This window comes from [Scytonema hofmanni] UTEX 2349 (assembly GCF_000582685.1).
In the GTDB taxonomy this organism is placed as follows: domain Bacteria; phylum Cyanobacteriota; class Cyanobacteriia; order Cyanobacteriales; family Nostocaceae; genus Hassallia; species Hassallia hofmanni.
Window position 1 is genome coordinate 301,816 of sequence record NZ_KK073769.1, and the last position, 14,921, is coordinate 316,736.

The window sequence follows — 14,921 nt, forward strand, 5'->3', positions numbered from 1 at the left end:
TCGTCTCGTCAAACTGCCCAAAGAAAGAAGGTGAGTAAATTGACGCACTCCTCCGCTTGAATGACGGGGGATTCTGGGTTCAAGCAGCAATTGCAGGTATACCCGTCTTACATTGCCTCGCCCACTGGACAACGCCTGCCCATAATATTATATATCTTACCATTAGCGGTTGAATAAATTTAGCCATCAGGTTATTTACCCCGCATAAATGACGGGGGCTTTACGCATAACGACTCGTAAATTTATACTTAAAAAGCAGACTTGATGGAGACACCACCAAGGGTTTACCCAACAAAATCTGCTTCTATTTTATGTTAGTTTTGCTTAATTTTTGTATTTTCTAGAGCGCTTGGCGAGATATAAGCTTTTCAAAATTGGCTTGAGTTTGATGAAGTAGTTCTTCCCGACTGTCTTCGAGCTTTGAGGTGAGGGTTGGAAGCAGATTGCGAGCTTGCAAAGCCATGTGAAGCTGTAGGTGGGCAACGTATTCGCTAAAATCTTCTTGCACTGGGGTTGTGCTCGTTAATAAATTTGATTCCATTCCCACTATGTTCTCCTTGATCGGTAGTGTTTCTTTACATCATTAATACTTATCACGTTGTTTTGGCTATCTTTTTATTTCGCAATGAAGTTTAACGGTTTTTTTGGCTCATGCGATCGCTCGCTCCACATAAATTGTCATACACTGCTTGTGCGATCGGGCGATCGCTCCCTCACCTCAGAGACGAATCACCCAAATTACAGCACTGCTGACACAAGCGATCGCCCTCAAAAAAATAACCGCTCATTGATTGAGCGGTATCTTCGATTAAGACCAATTGGTCTTAATAATTGTTAACATTTAATTAATGTTTTGCAGCCTCTACCTCGTAACACCGCATAAATAAGGGTTTTAGCTTATTAAAGTCATCTATCGAGGTAATAACTACTTTGGATAACATCTCCCCATTGACTCCAGGTACTTCCTGAACCACAAAGTCAGGTGCTAAAATTTTTGCTTCACCAGGATTTATCCTAGCGATAAAGCTTTTTTTGCTTGAGGATAGGTATAATCGCAAAAACCACCATGTTGTTCTGCCCAGATTAATACCGAAGTAGGAGACAGTATCTTTATATTGAAGTTCAAATTTGAATTTAGCAGAAGTTTTTGCGATCGCCTGAATTTTGTTGAAAGCCGCTAATTCTTCCTCGGTTGTGACAATATCGGTTTTTTCCTCAATCTCTGGGTCATCATCATTTATTTCTATTTGCTCTCTTGGCACAGAAGCACTCGTTTCCCCTGGATGAGTCATTTCTTGGTTAACCGAACGAGTAATCAGCGACAGCAAACTTGCTTGAATTGACCGTTTGACAATCGGACTGAATCTATTAATGACTTTTGCGTTGACAACACTACCCCGAAACTCAAATTTTGGCGCAACCGTACCAAGTTCTTTGATTAAAAAATGAACAAACTTGTCCGAAGGGGAAATTAAGAGCTTGTCTATTAGTTCGCTCATCCCTTGAGAGTAAAGCATCTCTTCCGCATCATTTTTAATTCTAGCTGCATCAAAGTTGTCACGGTGGAAGAGTTTGAGATTTTCTACATCTTTTTGGTTGTAATCTAAGATATTGAAGGTAAAAAACGCTTCTTTATCCATCATGTTGGGATTCTCTAAATCAGTAAAGAACTGATATTGAACTCCATTAGTAACAATACTAATTTGAGCGGTTACAATCGCATTAAAGTAACTTCTAAGTTGTCCGTCATGAACTTCTGGCTTTTGTTTACAGCATTTAGCCTCGACCAATATGACAATATTACTATTAATTGCGATCGCATAATCAACTTTCTTTGGCTGCTTGATTTTTGTAGGGGTAGCAAAGTCAGCAAAATACTCGTGTTTAACTTCGGTCGGGTCGGTGATGTCGTACCCCAAAATACTTAAGAATGGAGAAATAAAAGCTGCCTTTGTATTTTCTTCTCCAGTGACAATCGCAAGCTTGCTGCTAACCTTCTCAGACAACTTAGCCAAATCTTCAACGAAACCCATACTGAAACCTTGTGTAATACTTTTAACCTAATAAAAGTATTCCCAATTTTGTCTGATAATTTACTATATGTTTGCTAAACTTGATCCGAAACCCATAGACGCAGTTAACCTCTACATCCATTTCTTTGGGGGTTTAAGAATAAGACAATCCGAATTCTGGTGCATCCATTTTCAATGATTGGAACAGCGTCAAATGTCAAAACATTAACTATTTACTCTTGACCATTGACTTTTGACCCTTAAGTTACCACCCCTGCATTTCCACTAATTCCATACACAATTCATTAATTTGCTCTAAGTCAGGTTTATGGGGCAAAGTTGATTCTTGATAAACGCTTTCCATTTGAGCTACTAAATCTTCTGCCATTTTCATTACCTGCTCATAAGAATACTCCCCATTGATAATTGCTCTTAAATCTTCTACATCACCTGCTATTCGTCTATCTACAATTACTTGTCCTGTACGTAATATCTCTACTCCACTACGTAGTAAACGTATGCAGTGCATCCCATGTTTGAGGTCAAAACCTGACTTTTTTTCCATTTCGGCTCTAGCAGGATTTCTATTTTCCTGCCAGGATAAGTAAGCTTTCCATTCCCTGAAAGCGACTTGATAACTTTGGCTTTTTTGAAGCAAGCGAATAAAATCTTTGCGGCTATTTGTTAAGTTTTGTGTATAGTCTAAAGTTTCATCAGGTAAAGTATATTGTTTCAACACACCTTTGAAATCAATATCAGCCGTCAATAACTGATATAATTGTTCCGCTTCTTCTAAAAACTCGATTTTTCCTCTAATTAAAAGATAAAGATACTCCAAAAAGGCATTTAACTCATCTTTGCTAAGAGTTGCTTCTCCTTCTATGCCAAAATCAGATGGTAGTGGTTTATTTTGCGGTGGATGTAACAACCACTTGCGATGACTTTCCATTTTTTTGATTTGAGCAAAAGCGTAACCAGAATAAGTATGCTTGACCTTTTTGCTCAAAAATAGCCGTTTGTGGTTAATTAGGTGTTGTCCTACGTTTGTTAATACAGGATATTCATTCAACCACAGCAATTCTAAAACGTTGGGATTTGCTCCCGATAATAACTGGATGATTTTTCTTAATTCGTAGATAACAGTGTCTTGGTTTCCATCTAAAAACGGAAAGATTCCTGGTTCATCCCAACCAGCATCTTTTTGTTCTATGCGGTCAAAGCCTAAATAATATCTTTTGGGTGCGATAAACACCCCCCGATAATCATAGTCTGAACTGGGACGATTTAAACCATAGCCGTGGCTACCAGCTAAACCGATAAAAATCGCTCTTTGTTCAACTTCGATTCTTTTCATAGGGATTTGAAGGGGACTGGGGACTGGGGACTGGGGACTAAGAGAAATATAAGAAGGTATCTATTTCCGCTTTTTACACTTTGTCAAGAGGAGAAAAAAGAAAAATGCCCTATCTGCGATGTGTGAAATAAAATACAGCCATCTTAACTCATGAGTTTTCAGAGTATAAGAAAAAAACTGAGCAACGGGTAATGCTGCTCAGAATTTACGGTGTTGTTCTGTGTCACTAATAGCTACACACTGAAAAAAGAAGATTTCGGCAAACAAGTTAAATTAATAGAGATTTGCTCGGTTGAAATTTTTCTTGACTTAACGATAGTGTGTAGATATGATTGTAAATTGGCTGTCTAATTCCTGCTCGGATCAGGTAGATACACAGCAAAAGCTGGATTCATGCGGTTTATCGCTACTCTACAAGAGATGAAAGCCAGCTACCTGTACGGCATCTTCAAGGATAATTATTCCATGACTTACGCAATCATTGAAACTGGCGGCAAGCAACTAAGAGTTGAACCAGGTCGCTTTTACGATATTGAATTACTTCATATCGAAGCCGAAGAGAAAGTTACTATAGATGCAGTGCTGTTAGTACAGCACGATGGTGAAGTTACTATTGGACAGCCGTTAGTGACGGGGGCAACTGTAGAAGGAACAGTGATGCGACATTTTCGCGATCGCAAGGTTCTAGTTTACAAGATGAAGCCGAAAAAGAAAACCCGCAAAAAGCGCGGACATCGCCAAGAAGTCACTAGGCTGATGATTGATTCTATCAACTTGAATGGTACGGTATTTACTGCTCCAGTTGGTACAACTGCTGAAACTGAAGAACCAGAAGCAACACCGGTTGAAGCAACTGTTGTTGAATAATTGTTAGTTGTTGGTGGTTAGTTGTTGGTGGGCATTGGGCATTGGGCATTGGGCATTGGGCATTGGTAATAATTCTTTCCCCTTTCCCCTTTCCCCTTTCCCCCTCTTAAAATTCCCACTATCCACTATCAACCAACCACTACCCATTACCCATTACCCACTACACAAGAGGAAATTATGGCTCATAAGAAAGGAACAGGTAGTACACGTAACGGACGTGACTCTAATGCTCAACGTCTGGGTGTGAAGCGCTTCGGTAGTGAAACTGTCCGGGCTGGTAACATTCTAGTACGTCAGCGCGGCAGAAAAGTTCATCCAGGTAACAACGTCGGTATCGGTAGCGATGACACTTTGTTTGCCTTAATTGATGGGGTAGTAACGTTTGAGAGAAAGGGTAAAACCCGCAAAAAAGTCAGCGTTTACGCGGCTGCTGAGGCTAGTTAATATAAATTTGTAGTGAGCGCTTCAGCGCTCAAGATAAGCGCTGAAGCGCTCACTACGAATCTAAACTAAAAATGGACGCGCTAGCATAAAGCTAGAAATCGATTTGGCATCTACAAGTTCACCGTCAAGAATAGCTTTCTCTAGTTCTTCGGGGGTGAAAAAGACTGTTTCGATATCTTCGTCTTCCTCTTGTGGTGGTGGTGTCTCTAACTTTTCTAAATCTTGCGCCAGAAAAGCATAGATAATTTCATCAGAATAACCGGGAGCGATAAAAAATTCTCCTAGTTTTTCCCATTTATTAGCGCGATAGCCAGTTTCTTCCTCAATTTCTCGCCGAATCGTTTCTTGAGGTTCTTCATTCGGTTCCACTGTACCCGCTGGAAATTCTAATATGCGTCCTTGAACTGCAAAGCGATACTGTCGCACGAGTATAAGTTTACCCTCTGGGGTTACGGGTACGGCTAAAGCGCCACCAGGGTGACGAATACACTCCCATTCTCCTTCCGATTTGTTGGGTAAACGCAAGCGATTGACTTCAAAATTGAACTTGCGTCCTTTGAAGAACAAGCGTTGTTTTAGCAGCTGTGGTAATTCTCTACCTAATGGCATAGTAAAGTTTTGTTGTCTAATAATACACAGATAATTCTGGAGATGAATTGTCAAATCAGGCTTTTTCTGCGTTTATCGGTGGTAATCTTAATTGCCCATCCATAAATGTACATCAGAACTGTCTACCTGTTTAACCAGTTCTTTAATTTCACATTGAGAAACTGGTTCAATTAGATTTGGGGCAATTTGGGCTAGGGGTACTAGTACGAAAGCTCGATCGCACATTCTCGGATGGGGAATTTGCAGGTCTGGTGTATCCAAAATTAAGTCATCATATAATAACAAATCCAAGTCAAGCGATCGCGCTCCCCAGCGTTCAGTACGAATGCGCCCAAATTTGCTTTCAATCGCGAGTAAAGTTGCTAATAATGCTTGTGGTGTCATTTCGGCTTGCAGAATCGCCGCGCCATTCAAGTAATCTGCTTGTGGTGGTCCGACAGCTTTGGTTTGATACCAACTTGATGTAACTTCTAGGATAATGCCTGGTGTTTGCGCTAAAGTTTCCATAGCGGCTGTTAAAATTGAACTTCTATCGCCCAGATTACTACCGAGAGCGATCGCACTTGTGTTCATCAATCTTTTTTCACTGGCAACAATACTGCTTGCTTAGTGTATAAAGTTAAAGAGCACAATACGCCAATTATCAAAAAACTTTATTTCGTAATGAATTCAGTTAATTATTTATGGGATATTATACTAACACAAACGAGGTGCGCTAATCCCATTTTTTTTCATCGTGGTTAATTTGTAACTACTTTGGGCGAGGAAATGACGTGGGATACCTGTAAAACGTAGTCAAGCGTAGCAATACGCATGATTGCACAGGTTGAACCAGACCCCTAACTTCGGTTAGGAGCCGTTACATCGGTCATGACACCCTGGAATTCGCTAGTTCTTTGCTCTGTCGTTAGTCTTTAAACATCTCGAAAGGGAAGTGAGCTAACTAAACAAGCCGATTTAACTTGGTTGAAGCAAACATTACCCCGAAAGGGAGAAAATAAAATGTCAAATTTTGTCTTAGTACTTGATACAAACAAACGTCCTTTAGACCCAGTTCATCCAGGAACAGCGAGAAAAATACTGACTGATAAAAAAGCATCTGTGTTTCGTCGCCATCCCTTTACCATTATTTTAAAAGATGCCTTTCCATCTATCGCAGTCAAGCCAATAAAAATCAAATTAGACCCCGGTTCTAAAACTACAGGAATTGCATTAGTTCAAGAAGGTAAAGTTATTTTTGGTGCTGAACTACAGCATCGGGGGCAGGCTATAAAAGGTGAATTAGAAACTCGTAAAGCCGTGCGTAGAAGTCGCCGCAATAGACATACACGCTATCGAAAACCGAGGTTTTTAAATAGAGTTAGACGCTCTGGATGGCTTGCCCCTAGCTTAGAACATCGAGTTAAAACAACAATGACATGGGTTAACAAGCTAATCAGGTTTGCACCAATTGCTGAAATATTTCAAGAGTTAGTAAGGTTTGATTTACAGCAACTAGAAAACCCTGAGATATCAGGGATAGAGTATCAACAAGGAGAATTACAGGGATACGAAGTACGCGAGTATCTATTAGAAAAATGGAGTAGAAAATGCGCTTATTGTAATGTGGAAAACGTACCTTTGCAGATAGAACATATTAAGCCCAGAGCTTCATCTGGCACTAATAGGATATCAAATCTGTGTTTGGCTTGCGAAAAATGCAATATCAAAAAAGGAACTCAAGACGTAGCTTTATTCTTGGCTAAGAAGCCTGAAGTCCTAAAAAGAGTATTATCTCAAGCAAAATGCCCATTAAAAGATGCTGCGGCGGTTAATTCCACTCGTTGGACATTGTTTAATGCCCTAAAGGAAACGAGATTACCTGTGATCGTAGCCTCAGGAGGCAAAACGAAATTTAATCGCAGAAAGCTTGAGTTGCCCAAAACTCACTGGATCGACGCTGCCTGTGTTGGCGATTGCCTTTCGTTAAAAATACTGACAGCAAAGCCGTTATTGATTAAGTCAACCGGAAAGGGGACTAGAAGGTTATGCCGAGTAAACAAGCTTGGATTTCCTTGCTCAAAACCACGTACTACCTATACTCATGGGTGGAATACAGGCGATATAGCTTTATGTAAAGGTGTTGTCGGTCGCGTCGTAGTGCAATCAAGTACAAGATTAGAAGTCCGTGTTGATGGCAAGAGAATTGGTGGCAAGTTATCTGATTTTAGAAAACTGCACAACAAAGACAGCTATTCCTACGCTTAACTGCGAAAAACTACGATATTTGCGAATTAGATGCTGTGGCGAAGATTAAATCCTGGTTCAAGGAACGATCAACTAAATTGAGTAACACAAACACAGAGAAACCGGGATTGCCTCAGGGCAATAATACGGAAGACTCCTCTCCCGATTTGATACCTCCCGGTAATCAAAACCCCAGCGAGGAATCTACAAATGAAAGACCAAGGAAGTCCGGAGTAAAGCAGTTACTGAGTCGGGTGAGAAGTGTATCATCTGGAATCATTGCTAAACTTCCCGGTGGCAATAAACCGCTTTATCGTCGTCCTCTGTTTTGGTTAGGCTTGGGTGTGAGTGGTGGAATCGTAGGTATCAGTCATACTGTGTGGTCAATAGATCGCACTTTGCCGGATAAATCTGAGCTGAACGTCGTTGTCCGCGAGCAAACACTGACCATCAAAGCTAGTGATGGTAGTATTTTGCAACAGCAAGGAGAAGCGACCAGAGAACAGCTGCAATTAAATCAAATTCCCGATAACCTGAAAAAAGCCTTTATTGCCTCAGAGGATAGAAGATTTAGGCAACATCATGGTGTAGATTTTCAGGGAATCGGCAGAGCAGTTTTAAATAACTTGCGATCGCAAAACGTGGTAGAAGGTGGTAGCACCATCACCCAACAGCTAGCGCGAATTCTCTTTCTCAAACAAGAAAAGACAGTTTTGCGTAAGCTCAAAGAAGTCCGACTCGCACAGAAAATGGAGCGAGAATTATCTAAAGACCAGATTCTCGAACGTTATTTAAATCTGGTTTACTTGGGTTCGGGAGCTTACGGAGTTGGTGATGCTGCTTGGGTATACTACAGCAAGACAGTAGATCAACTGACACTGCCAGAAATGGCGACAATTGCCGGATTAGCCCCAGCACCAAGCATATATTCCCCAGATCGCAATCCAGAAACCGCTAAACAACGACGGAATCTGGTATTGCAGCGGATGCAAGAAGATGGTTTTATTACAGCCGCCGAAAAGCAAGCAGCAAGTAGTGAAGCAATAAACCTGAAAAGCAGTTTGCCGAAGCGATTGCAAGTAGAAGCACCTTATTTTACCACCTACATTCAGAAAGAATTGCCCAAGTATGTTTCCCCCGATGTGCTGGCGGGTGGCGGTTTAGTGGTAGAAACTACTATTAACCCAACTTGGCAAAAAGCCGCAGAAGATTCAGTAGCCAAAATACTGCGAAATGAAGGACGCTGGGAGAACTTTAAACAAGCGGCAATGGTTGCTGTTGACCCCCGTACAGGTGAAGTTAAAGCGATGGTTGGCGGAAAAGATTTTGGCAAGTACCAATTTAACCGCGTTACCCAGGCACAGCGTCAACCTGGTTCAACATTTAAAGGATTTGTTTATGCGACGGCGATCGCAAGCGGCAAAAATCCTTATGATACTTACCAGGATGTGCCGTTTGTCGTCGATGGCTATGAACCGAAAAACTATAGTGAAAATTTCCACGGCTCGATGAACTTGATTGAAGCCCTCACCAAGTCAATTAATATCATTGCGGTGAAGGTGTTGATCGATGTCGGATTTGAACCAACAATTAAACTAGCTCATGATATGGGGATTAAATCTCCACTTAAACCGACTTATTCTTTGGCACTTGGTTCTAATGAAGTGAATTTATTGGAGTTAACCAGCGCTTACGGCACTTTTGCAAATCAAGGGTTACATACAGAAGTTCACGGTATTAGCCGCATCCTCAACCGCCAAGGCAAGGAAATATGGAAAGCTAGTTATCAGTCGGTACAAGCTCTCGACCCTGACAGTGCTGCTATCATGAGCTGGATGCTGCGGAATGTAGTACAAGATGGGACAGGTCGCGCTGCCCAATTAGATCGACCCGTAGCCGGAAAAACAGGTACTTCTGATGAAGCCCGCGATTTGTGGTTTATTGGTTATATTCCCCAATTAGTTACAGGAGTTTGGCTAGGTAACGACGATAACAAACCTACTTGGGGTAGCAGTAGTAGTGCTGCTTCCACTTGGCATGATTTTATGGAAGTAGCTGTAAAAGGAATGCCGATAGAAAAGTTTCCCTCTCGACCGAAGTTAGAAGGTCGTAAAGGCACCATCACAGCGCAGCGGGTCAAGCCTAATCGAATTGTTAACCGTCCGGTTGAAGTTGATGAGGATAACTCAGATGATGATGGCAATAATAGAAGGCGAAGTCAACGAGTAAGTTCTGATAACTCTGATAATAGCGATCGCCCATCCAGAAGACGCAGATACAGGAGAAGCTATTCTCAAGATAATCAGCAACAAGACAATACCCCAAGACGCAGCCGAAGACGCTATCAGCAACAAGATGAGAATACATCTTCATCACGTTCATCGAGAAGGCGTCGCTACAGAAGCGAAGAATCAAATTCCCGCGATTCTTCCTCTGGGTATTCTTCACGACGACGATCTAGACGAGTAGAATCAGATTCTTCCTATAAGTCACCTAGAAGAACTCGCACCTCTGCACCAGAATCAAACAGCAAACCCAGTTCCTCAAATTCCTCACCAAGTCAGTCTTGGCGGGATAGACTTAGACCCAGCGGATCTTCGCAAGGAAATTGATGGGGAGATGAGGGGACAAGGGGACAAGGGGGATGAGGGGGATGAGGGGGATGAGGGGGACAAGATAATTTTTCCTCTCCCCTATCTCCCCTATCTCCCCTATCTCCCCTATCTCCCCTATCTCCCCCATCTCCCCATCTCCCCCTCTCCCTCTGCCCTACGGGGGATGCGTGTGATACGCTCTTTTTATAGGGTCTTAAGTAGTGTTGCCGATAATAGGAGAAAATACTCGTGCATTTATTAATGCAAACAGCAGCGGACGCAGCTGCAAACGCTCCCCATTTTCCCGTAGCTGCCGCTTTGGTGTATGTGGCTGGTTTTATTGCTGCTGTCACGATTGGTTCGATCGCTTGGTATAACTCCAAGCGTCCCCCCGGTTGGGAAAGCAAAGAGCGTCCTGATATTGTACCTGAAATCAAAAAAGAAGAAACTCCGGGTGTGGGTGAACCGAAGTCTTAAATGGTCAAGAGTCAATAGTCAACGGTCAATAGTCAATGGTCAATGGTCAATGGTCAAGGGTCAACAGTTAAATTTTGACTTTTGACTATGGACTCTTGACTTTTGACTCTTGACTCTTGACTCTTGACTTTAGTTCTGAACATCAACCCAACGTCTATAAAGTTTCTGAATTTGTTTGAGAATGGCATTATGACCGGGTTGAGTCGAATCGTTTGCCGTGGATAATTGTTGTAACTTCGTTAGTAGTCTTGCTTCTTCGATCGCTACTTCACCATCGCTGTAAATTAAACCACTGATGGCTTCAATCAAATTTTCATAATCTTCGTTGGTGGGGCGATCGCCTAAATAATCTTTCACCCACTTATAGCATTCGCTTGGCTGCACAGGAACCAATTCGTACAACCAAGGCTTAATATCTGGATCGCTTGCTAAACCTTTTGCTTGAGCTATTTCGCGCAGATATTGCCGTTCTTCTGCTTGAATTCTACCATCAATCCAAGCCGCTCCAATCAGGATTTTAACTAAGTTTTTCACACTGGAATTAGCAGTCATTGCTTTGTCCTTTGTAATTTAATTTTGTAATTTGATTTTTCAGTCTTTGTTCCTTAGCCCTTGACTAATATTAAAATCACAAACAGCATTCACCTTTAATCATTGGTTTTTCTTAAGCGCACCATGAAAAAGCCATCCATTTCTTGTTTTTGAGGTAATACTTTAATCCAGCCTTGTGGTGTAGAATACTTACCTGCTGGTGAATCTACGTCAGGAGACTCTATTTGCCAGTTTGGATGCGACGCTAAAAAGGACTCAATGACATCTTCATTTTCTGCTGGATGCAATGTACATGTTGCGTAAACTAATATTCCATTACTCTTGACAAATGTTGATGTGTGCGCTATGAGTTCTTTTTGCAGTGTCGAGAGTTCTTGGGCAGACTCTGGTGTTTGTCGCCAACGAGCATCAGCATGACGGTGTAGAGTTCCTAAACCAGAACATGGTGCATCAAGTAACACGCGATCGCCTATGTTTTGAAATTGGGGTTGATTGCGGCTGTCGCCAGTATAACTTTGAATAGAGTGCAAATTTAGGCGTTGAGCATTTTCCTTGAGTTTGCGAAGACGTGAGGAAGTGCGATCGCCTGCCCAAATTGTCCCTTTATCTTGCATCAATTCGGCAATGTGCGTTGTTTTTCCTCCCGGTGCAGCACAAGCATCAATTATTACCTCACCTGATTGCGGGTCGAGCAAATGACTGACTAACTGAGCGCTACTATCTTGCACAGTCCACCAACCCTCGCTAAAACCAGGTAAATTTGGAATTGCACCAGTGCTACCAATCAATCGCAAAGCTTGGGGTAAGTGAGGAACGCGCTTGACTAAAATACCCTTCAATTGCAAAGCCGTTTCAACTTCCTCAACCGAAGCGCGAAGCAAATTTACCCGCAAGTCAATAACTGGTGTCTGGTTCATCCACTCGCATAATTTTTCTGTTTCGACAAAACCAAACTGTTTCAACCACACTTCAATAATCCAGTCAGGAAAGCTGTGTAAAATACCCAAGCGTTCCACCGGATTTTCTGGCAATTCTAAGGGAAAGTGGGAGAAAGAATTGTCCCCTTGTCCCCCTTGTCCCCCTTGTCCCCCTTGTCCCCTTGTCCCCTTGTCCCCTTGTCCCCCCTCTCCCCCCTGCCCCCTTGTCCCCTTGTCCCCTTGTCCCCCCCTCTCCCCCTCCCCCTCTCCTCTTCTGATATACTCTCGCAACAGACCATTAACAAAACCTGTCAGTCCAGAAAAGCCATTTTCTTTAGCCAGTTCCACAGTGGTATTAACAGCAGCTGATGGCGGAATCCGTTCTAGATAGCGCAGTTGATATAAACCTAGATGTAAAATGGTGCGGAGGTATGCAGGTTGTTGGTAGGATTTCTTTTTGCCGAGTTGGTCGATGAGAGCATCAAGAGTGCGTTGCCTTCTGGTGCTGCCATAAACTAAATCTGTGACAAAACGGCGATCGCTCAACTCTTGATCAGATTGGCGTTTAAGAAGCCCATCGCAGGCATCGCTCAATTTAACTTTTTGCAACACTCTATCAAGGGCAACATCAGCATAAGCCCCTTTGTGAACCTCTCGCAAAGCAAGAAAAGCTAGTTGACGGGAGTTAATCATACTAATTATTTGAAATTTTTTGCTGAAAAAAGGCAACTTTTATATTAATGCCCTTTGAAGAGGGGTAAAGGGGAAAGGGGAAAGGGAAAAGGTGAAGAAACTAATTTTAAATATTTTTACTAATTTTAAATAACTCCGTCCCTTTCCCCAATACCTCCTGCGCTCTTAGCGCTTTCCCATGCCCAATGCCCATTGCCCTAATTAGCAGGCAATTTTACACTCACCCTCGTACCACTTACCACCTCAGACTGAATGAATAATTCTCCGCCATGAGCATTGACAATACGTTTAGTAATAGCCAGTCCTAAGCCAGTACCACTAGATTTTGTCGAGAAAAACGGCTGAGTGAGCTTTGAAAGAATTTCTGGGGGAATTGGCTCACCACCATTGCAGACATGAATGCAAACTTGACCGACGGAAGAACAATCTACTTCGCATTTGACAACATCTCCTGGTGAGACAGCCTCGCAAGCATTGCGAACAATATTGATGAAAACTTGTTTCATTTTATCCTTATCCCCCAGGAATTTCACTGCTCTGGAAGCTGGTATAAATTCGATTTGTCGTGATAATGCTTCTGGCATTTCGCAAATAGTTACTAGCAACTCATTTATAAATTCATTTACATCCAATTCACACAATTGCAATATTTGGGGTTTAGCATAAAGCAAAATTTCACTTAATAATCGCTCAAGACGACTGGCTTCACTCAGTGCTAACGATAATCGCTCTTGAGCAGCTTCGCTTTGAAGGTTTTTTTGAGAATACTTTAATCCCATAATCGTTGTAGTTAGGGGATTGCGAATTTCATGTACAATTATGGCAGCAAATTCGCCAATTGCTGCCAGCCGTTCTTGTTCTACAAGCTTGGCTTGCGCTACCCGCAGTTGTTCGGTACGTTGTTCTACTTTTGCCTCTAGAACTTGATTAAATTGGCATTGTTGCTGGTAAAGGTGATAATGGTCTATTGCTGTAGCCGCGCGATCGGCAAACAATTCGGTAATTTGCATTTCCTCTTTTGTAAACTCCCGTGACTGCTGATGAAAAACGCAAATGGTACCAATAACTTCACCTTGTGCCGTTCGCAACGGTATTCCTAAATATGAACAATAACCTTCGGGAACTTCTCCATATTCTGGATATTTAAGAGCATCTTCTACTGTTAATAATTCTCCCGTTTCTATTACCCTACCAGTTAGCGAACCATGTAGTGAATAAACATGCTCACCTTGACCCATATCAATACTGCTTGCTAATACCTTCTCAAAACCTTTCTGACAGAGCGTCACTACTGTCCAATCTACTTTAATTAGGTCGCTAATTCCGCAGGCAATATTGTGTAAATAACTACTTAGTTCGCCAGTTCTGTAGTTTAAAGAAGACAAAAGTGCCATTGCCTGCCGCTCATGCTGCCATTGTTGGTTGTTTTTCACAGGAGTTATGGGGTTTTCAATCAAGCGATCGCACATCCGATGTTAAAAGAATCCTCACAGATTCCCAACTGGTTAGATAGCGCACTCATGATGCTTATATGGTTATTATACTAATACACCAAATTACAAATATTCGTTCCCCTAAATCCCAATTATTTTGCTCAAATGTTACCAAATCTTCTCAACAGTTCCTCACGGGATAATTCAAGTAACAAGCGGCTATACTCTTGCGGGGGTAACTGTAATAAAGGCTCAATTACTCGCTGCAAATCGGCATCCAGCGAACCAAACCGGACGCTTAACAAGTTTTCTACTACTTGACGACGTTCATCTTGCTGTCCTTGTTGTAGTGTAGCTTCCCGCCATTCTAAATAAGCTTGTGATAAGTTCATAATTACCTCTTGCTCCTCTTCCGTAATATTTTCCTGGTTAATTACAATTATCCGCCAACTAGTAATGAGTTCTTGGATATTTCGCCGTAGCAGGGTGGTTTCATACAAAGAAAGAAAAAACTTTGTGTAGTTGATTAGAGAGGGCGCGTTGTGCTTGAGGAATAGTTCGGAAACCGAGTTTGCGGGCGATCGTAATGAAAAAGTTGTGTAAAATAGACCAATTGACAGGAGCATTGCCACCACGACGTGGTGGAAAGTCTTCTTGGAATGTCACATCTCGAACCCAATGCAGTCGATTTTCGATGCCCCAATGCCCTTGAATGTCACAAAGTAACTGTTGAGCTTCGAGAT

General features: G+C 42.0%; 16 protein-coding genes and 1 pseudogene. 6 read left to right on the forward strand and 11 right to left on the reverse strand.

Annotated elements, in window-relative coordinates:
- Nucleotides 1-340: 340 nt before the first annotated feature.
- A complete protein-coding gene (locus tag TOL9009_RS0131205) occupies nt 341-541 on the reverse strand; it encodes a hypothetical protein (RefSeq protein ID WP_029637342.1) in 201 nt (66 codons plus the stop codon).
- A gap of 84 nt (nt 542-625) precedes the next feature.
- Between TOL9009_RS0131205 and TOL9009_RS46435 the strand changes: the two genes are divergently transcribed.
- Complete coding sequence (locus TOL9009_RS46435; protein ID WP_144238423.1) at nt 626-838, forward strand: hypothetical protein; 213 nt, start codon at nt 626-628, stop codon at nt 836-838.
- Nucleotides 839-845: 7 nt separating this feature from the next.
- Here the strand turns inward: TOL9009_RS46435 and TOL9009_RS0131210 are convergent, their stop codons facing one another.
- Complete coding sequence (locus TOL9009_RS0131210; RefSeq protein ID WP_029637343.1) at nt 846-2,033, reverse strand: type I restriction endonuclease; 1,188 nt, start codon at nt 2,031-2,033, stop codon at nt 846-848.
- A 244-nt stretch (nt 2,034-2,277) separates the two neighbouring features.
- Entirely contained in the window at nt 2,278-3,366 is a 1,089-nt protein-coding gene (locus TOL9009_RS0131215; RefSeq protein WP_029637344.1) for a nucleotidyltransferase domain-containing protein, read from the reverse strand.
- 465 nt (nt 3,367-3,831) lie between these two features.
- Here TOL9009_RS0131215 and rplU point away from each other — a divergent pair, with 465 nt between their 5' ends.
- Nucleotides 3,832-4,233 (forward strand): 50S ribosomal protein L21, encoded by a 402-nt coding sequence (gene rplU / locus TOL9009_RS0131220; RefSeq protein WP_029637345.1) that lies wholly within the window; start codon nt 3,832-3,834, stop codon nt 4,231-4,233.
- Nucleotides 4,234-4,236: 3 nt separating this feature from the next.
- Here the strand turns inward: rplU and TOL9009_RS48015 are convergent, their stop codons facing one another.
- Nucleotides 4,237-4,380 (reverse strand): hypothetical protein, encoded by a 144-nt coding sequence (locus tag TOL9009_RS48015; RefSeq protein ID WP_186227788.1) that lies wholly within the window; start codon nt 4,378-4,380, stop codon nt 4,237-4,239.
- A gap of 30 nt (nt 4,381-4,410) precedes the next feature.
- Here TOL9009_RS48015 and rpmA point away from each other — a divergent pair, with 30 nt between their 5' ends.
- Nucleotides 4,411-4,677 (forward strand): 50S ribosomal protein L27, encoded by a 267-nt coding sequence (rpmA, locus tag TOL9009_RS0131230; RefSeq protein ID WP_029637346.1) that lies wholly within the window; start codon nt 4,411-4,413, stop codon nt 4,675-4,677.
- A gap of 60 nt (nt 4,678-4,737) precedes the next feature.
- On the opposite strand, the gene TOL9009_RS0131235 is transcribed toward rpmA, so the two are convergent.
- Nucleotides 4,738-5,286, reverse strand: coding sequence for an NUDIX hydrolase (locus tag TOL9009_RS0131235; protein ID WP_029637347.1), 549 nt, complete (start codon nt 5,284-5,286; stop codon nt 4,738-4,740).
- A gap of 87 nt (nt 5,287-5,373) precedes the next feature.
- Nucleotides 5,374-5,859, reverse strand: a complete 486-nt coding sequence (gene folK, locus TOL9009_RS0131240; protein ID WP_038298121.1) for a 2-amino-4-hydroxy-6-hydroxymethyldihydropteridine diphosphokinase — start codon at nt 5,857-5,859, stop codon at nt 5,374-5,376.
- Between the two features lie 429 nt (nt 5,860-6,288).
- Between folK and iscB the strand changes: the two genes are divergently transcribed.
- The 3 genes from iscB (at nt 6,289) to psb35 (ending at nt 10,583) form a co-directional block, all read left to right on the forward strand.
- Nucleotides 6,289-7,533 carry an RNA-guided endonuclease IscB gene (gene iscB / locus TOL9009_RS0131245; RefSeq protein WP_029637349.1) on the forward strand — a complete coding sequence of 415 codons (1,245 nt, stop codon included), beginning with the start codon at nt 6,289-6,291 and terminating at the stop codon, nt 7,531-7,533.
- A 35-nt stretch (nt 7,534-7,568) separates the two neighbouring features.
- On the forward strand, nt 7,569-10,124 hold the full coding sequence (locus TOL9009_RS0131250; protein WP_029637350.1) for a transglycosylase domain-containing protein: 2,556 nt from the start codon (nt 7,569-7,571) through the stop codon (nt 10,122-10,124).
- Between the two features lie 231 nt (nt 10,125-10,355).
- Nucleotides 10,356-10,583: a photosystem II assembly protein Psb35 gene (gene psb35 / locus TOL9009_RS0131255; protein WP_029637351.1), complete on the forward strand. Its 228-nt coding sequence runs from the start codon at nt 10,356-10,358 to the stop codon at nt 10,581-10,583.
- Nucleotides 10,584-10,712: 129 nt separating this feature from the next.
- Here the strand turns inward: psb35 and TOL9009_RS0131260 are convergent, their stop codons facing one another.
- The 5 genes and pseudogenes from TOL9009_RS0131260 to TOL9009_RS48020 form a co-directional block, all read right to left on the reverse strand.
- Nucleotides 10,713-11,135, reverse strand: a complete 423-nt coding sequence (locus tag TOL9009_RS0131260) for a tellurite resistance TerB family protein (RefSeq protein WP_029637352.1) — start codon at nt 11,133-11,135, stop codon at nt 10,713-10,715.
- A gap of 95 nt (nt 11,136-11,230) precedes the next feature.
- Nucleotides 11,231-12,745: a 16S rRNA (cytosine(967)-C(5))-methyltransferase gene (locus TOL9009_RS0131265; protein WP_029637353.1), complete on the reverse strand. Its 1,515-nt coding sequence runs from the start codon at nt 12,743-12,745 to the stop codon at nt 11,231-11,233.
- Between the two features lie 197 nt (nt 12,746-12,942).
- Complete coding sequence (locus tag TOL9009_RS0131270; RefSeq protein WP_051503160.1) at nt 12,943-14,214, reverse strand: GAF domain-containing sensor histidine kinase; 1,272 nt, start codon at nt 14,212-14,214, stop codon at nt 12,943-12,945.
- 125 nt (nt 14,215-14,339) lie between these two features.
- Nucleotides 14,340-14,678, reverse strand: coding sequence for a hypothetical protein (locus TOL9009_RS41095; protein WP_051503161.1), 339 nt, complete (start codon nt 14,676-14,678; stop codon nt 14,340-14,342).
- A pseudogene (locus tag TOL9009_RS48020) lies at nt 14,671-14,921 on the reverse strand (hypothetical protein); the annotation flags it as partial. The gene TOL9009_RS41095 and the pseudogene TOL9009_RS48020, both read right to left, overlap by 8 nt.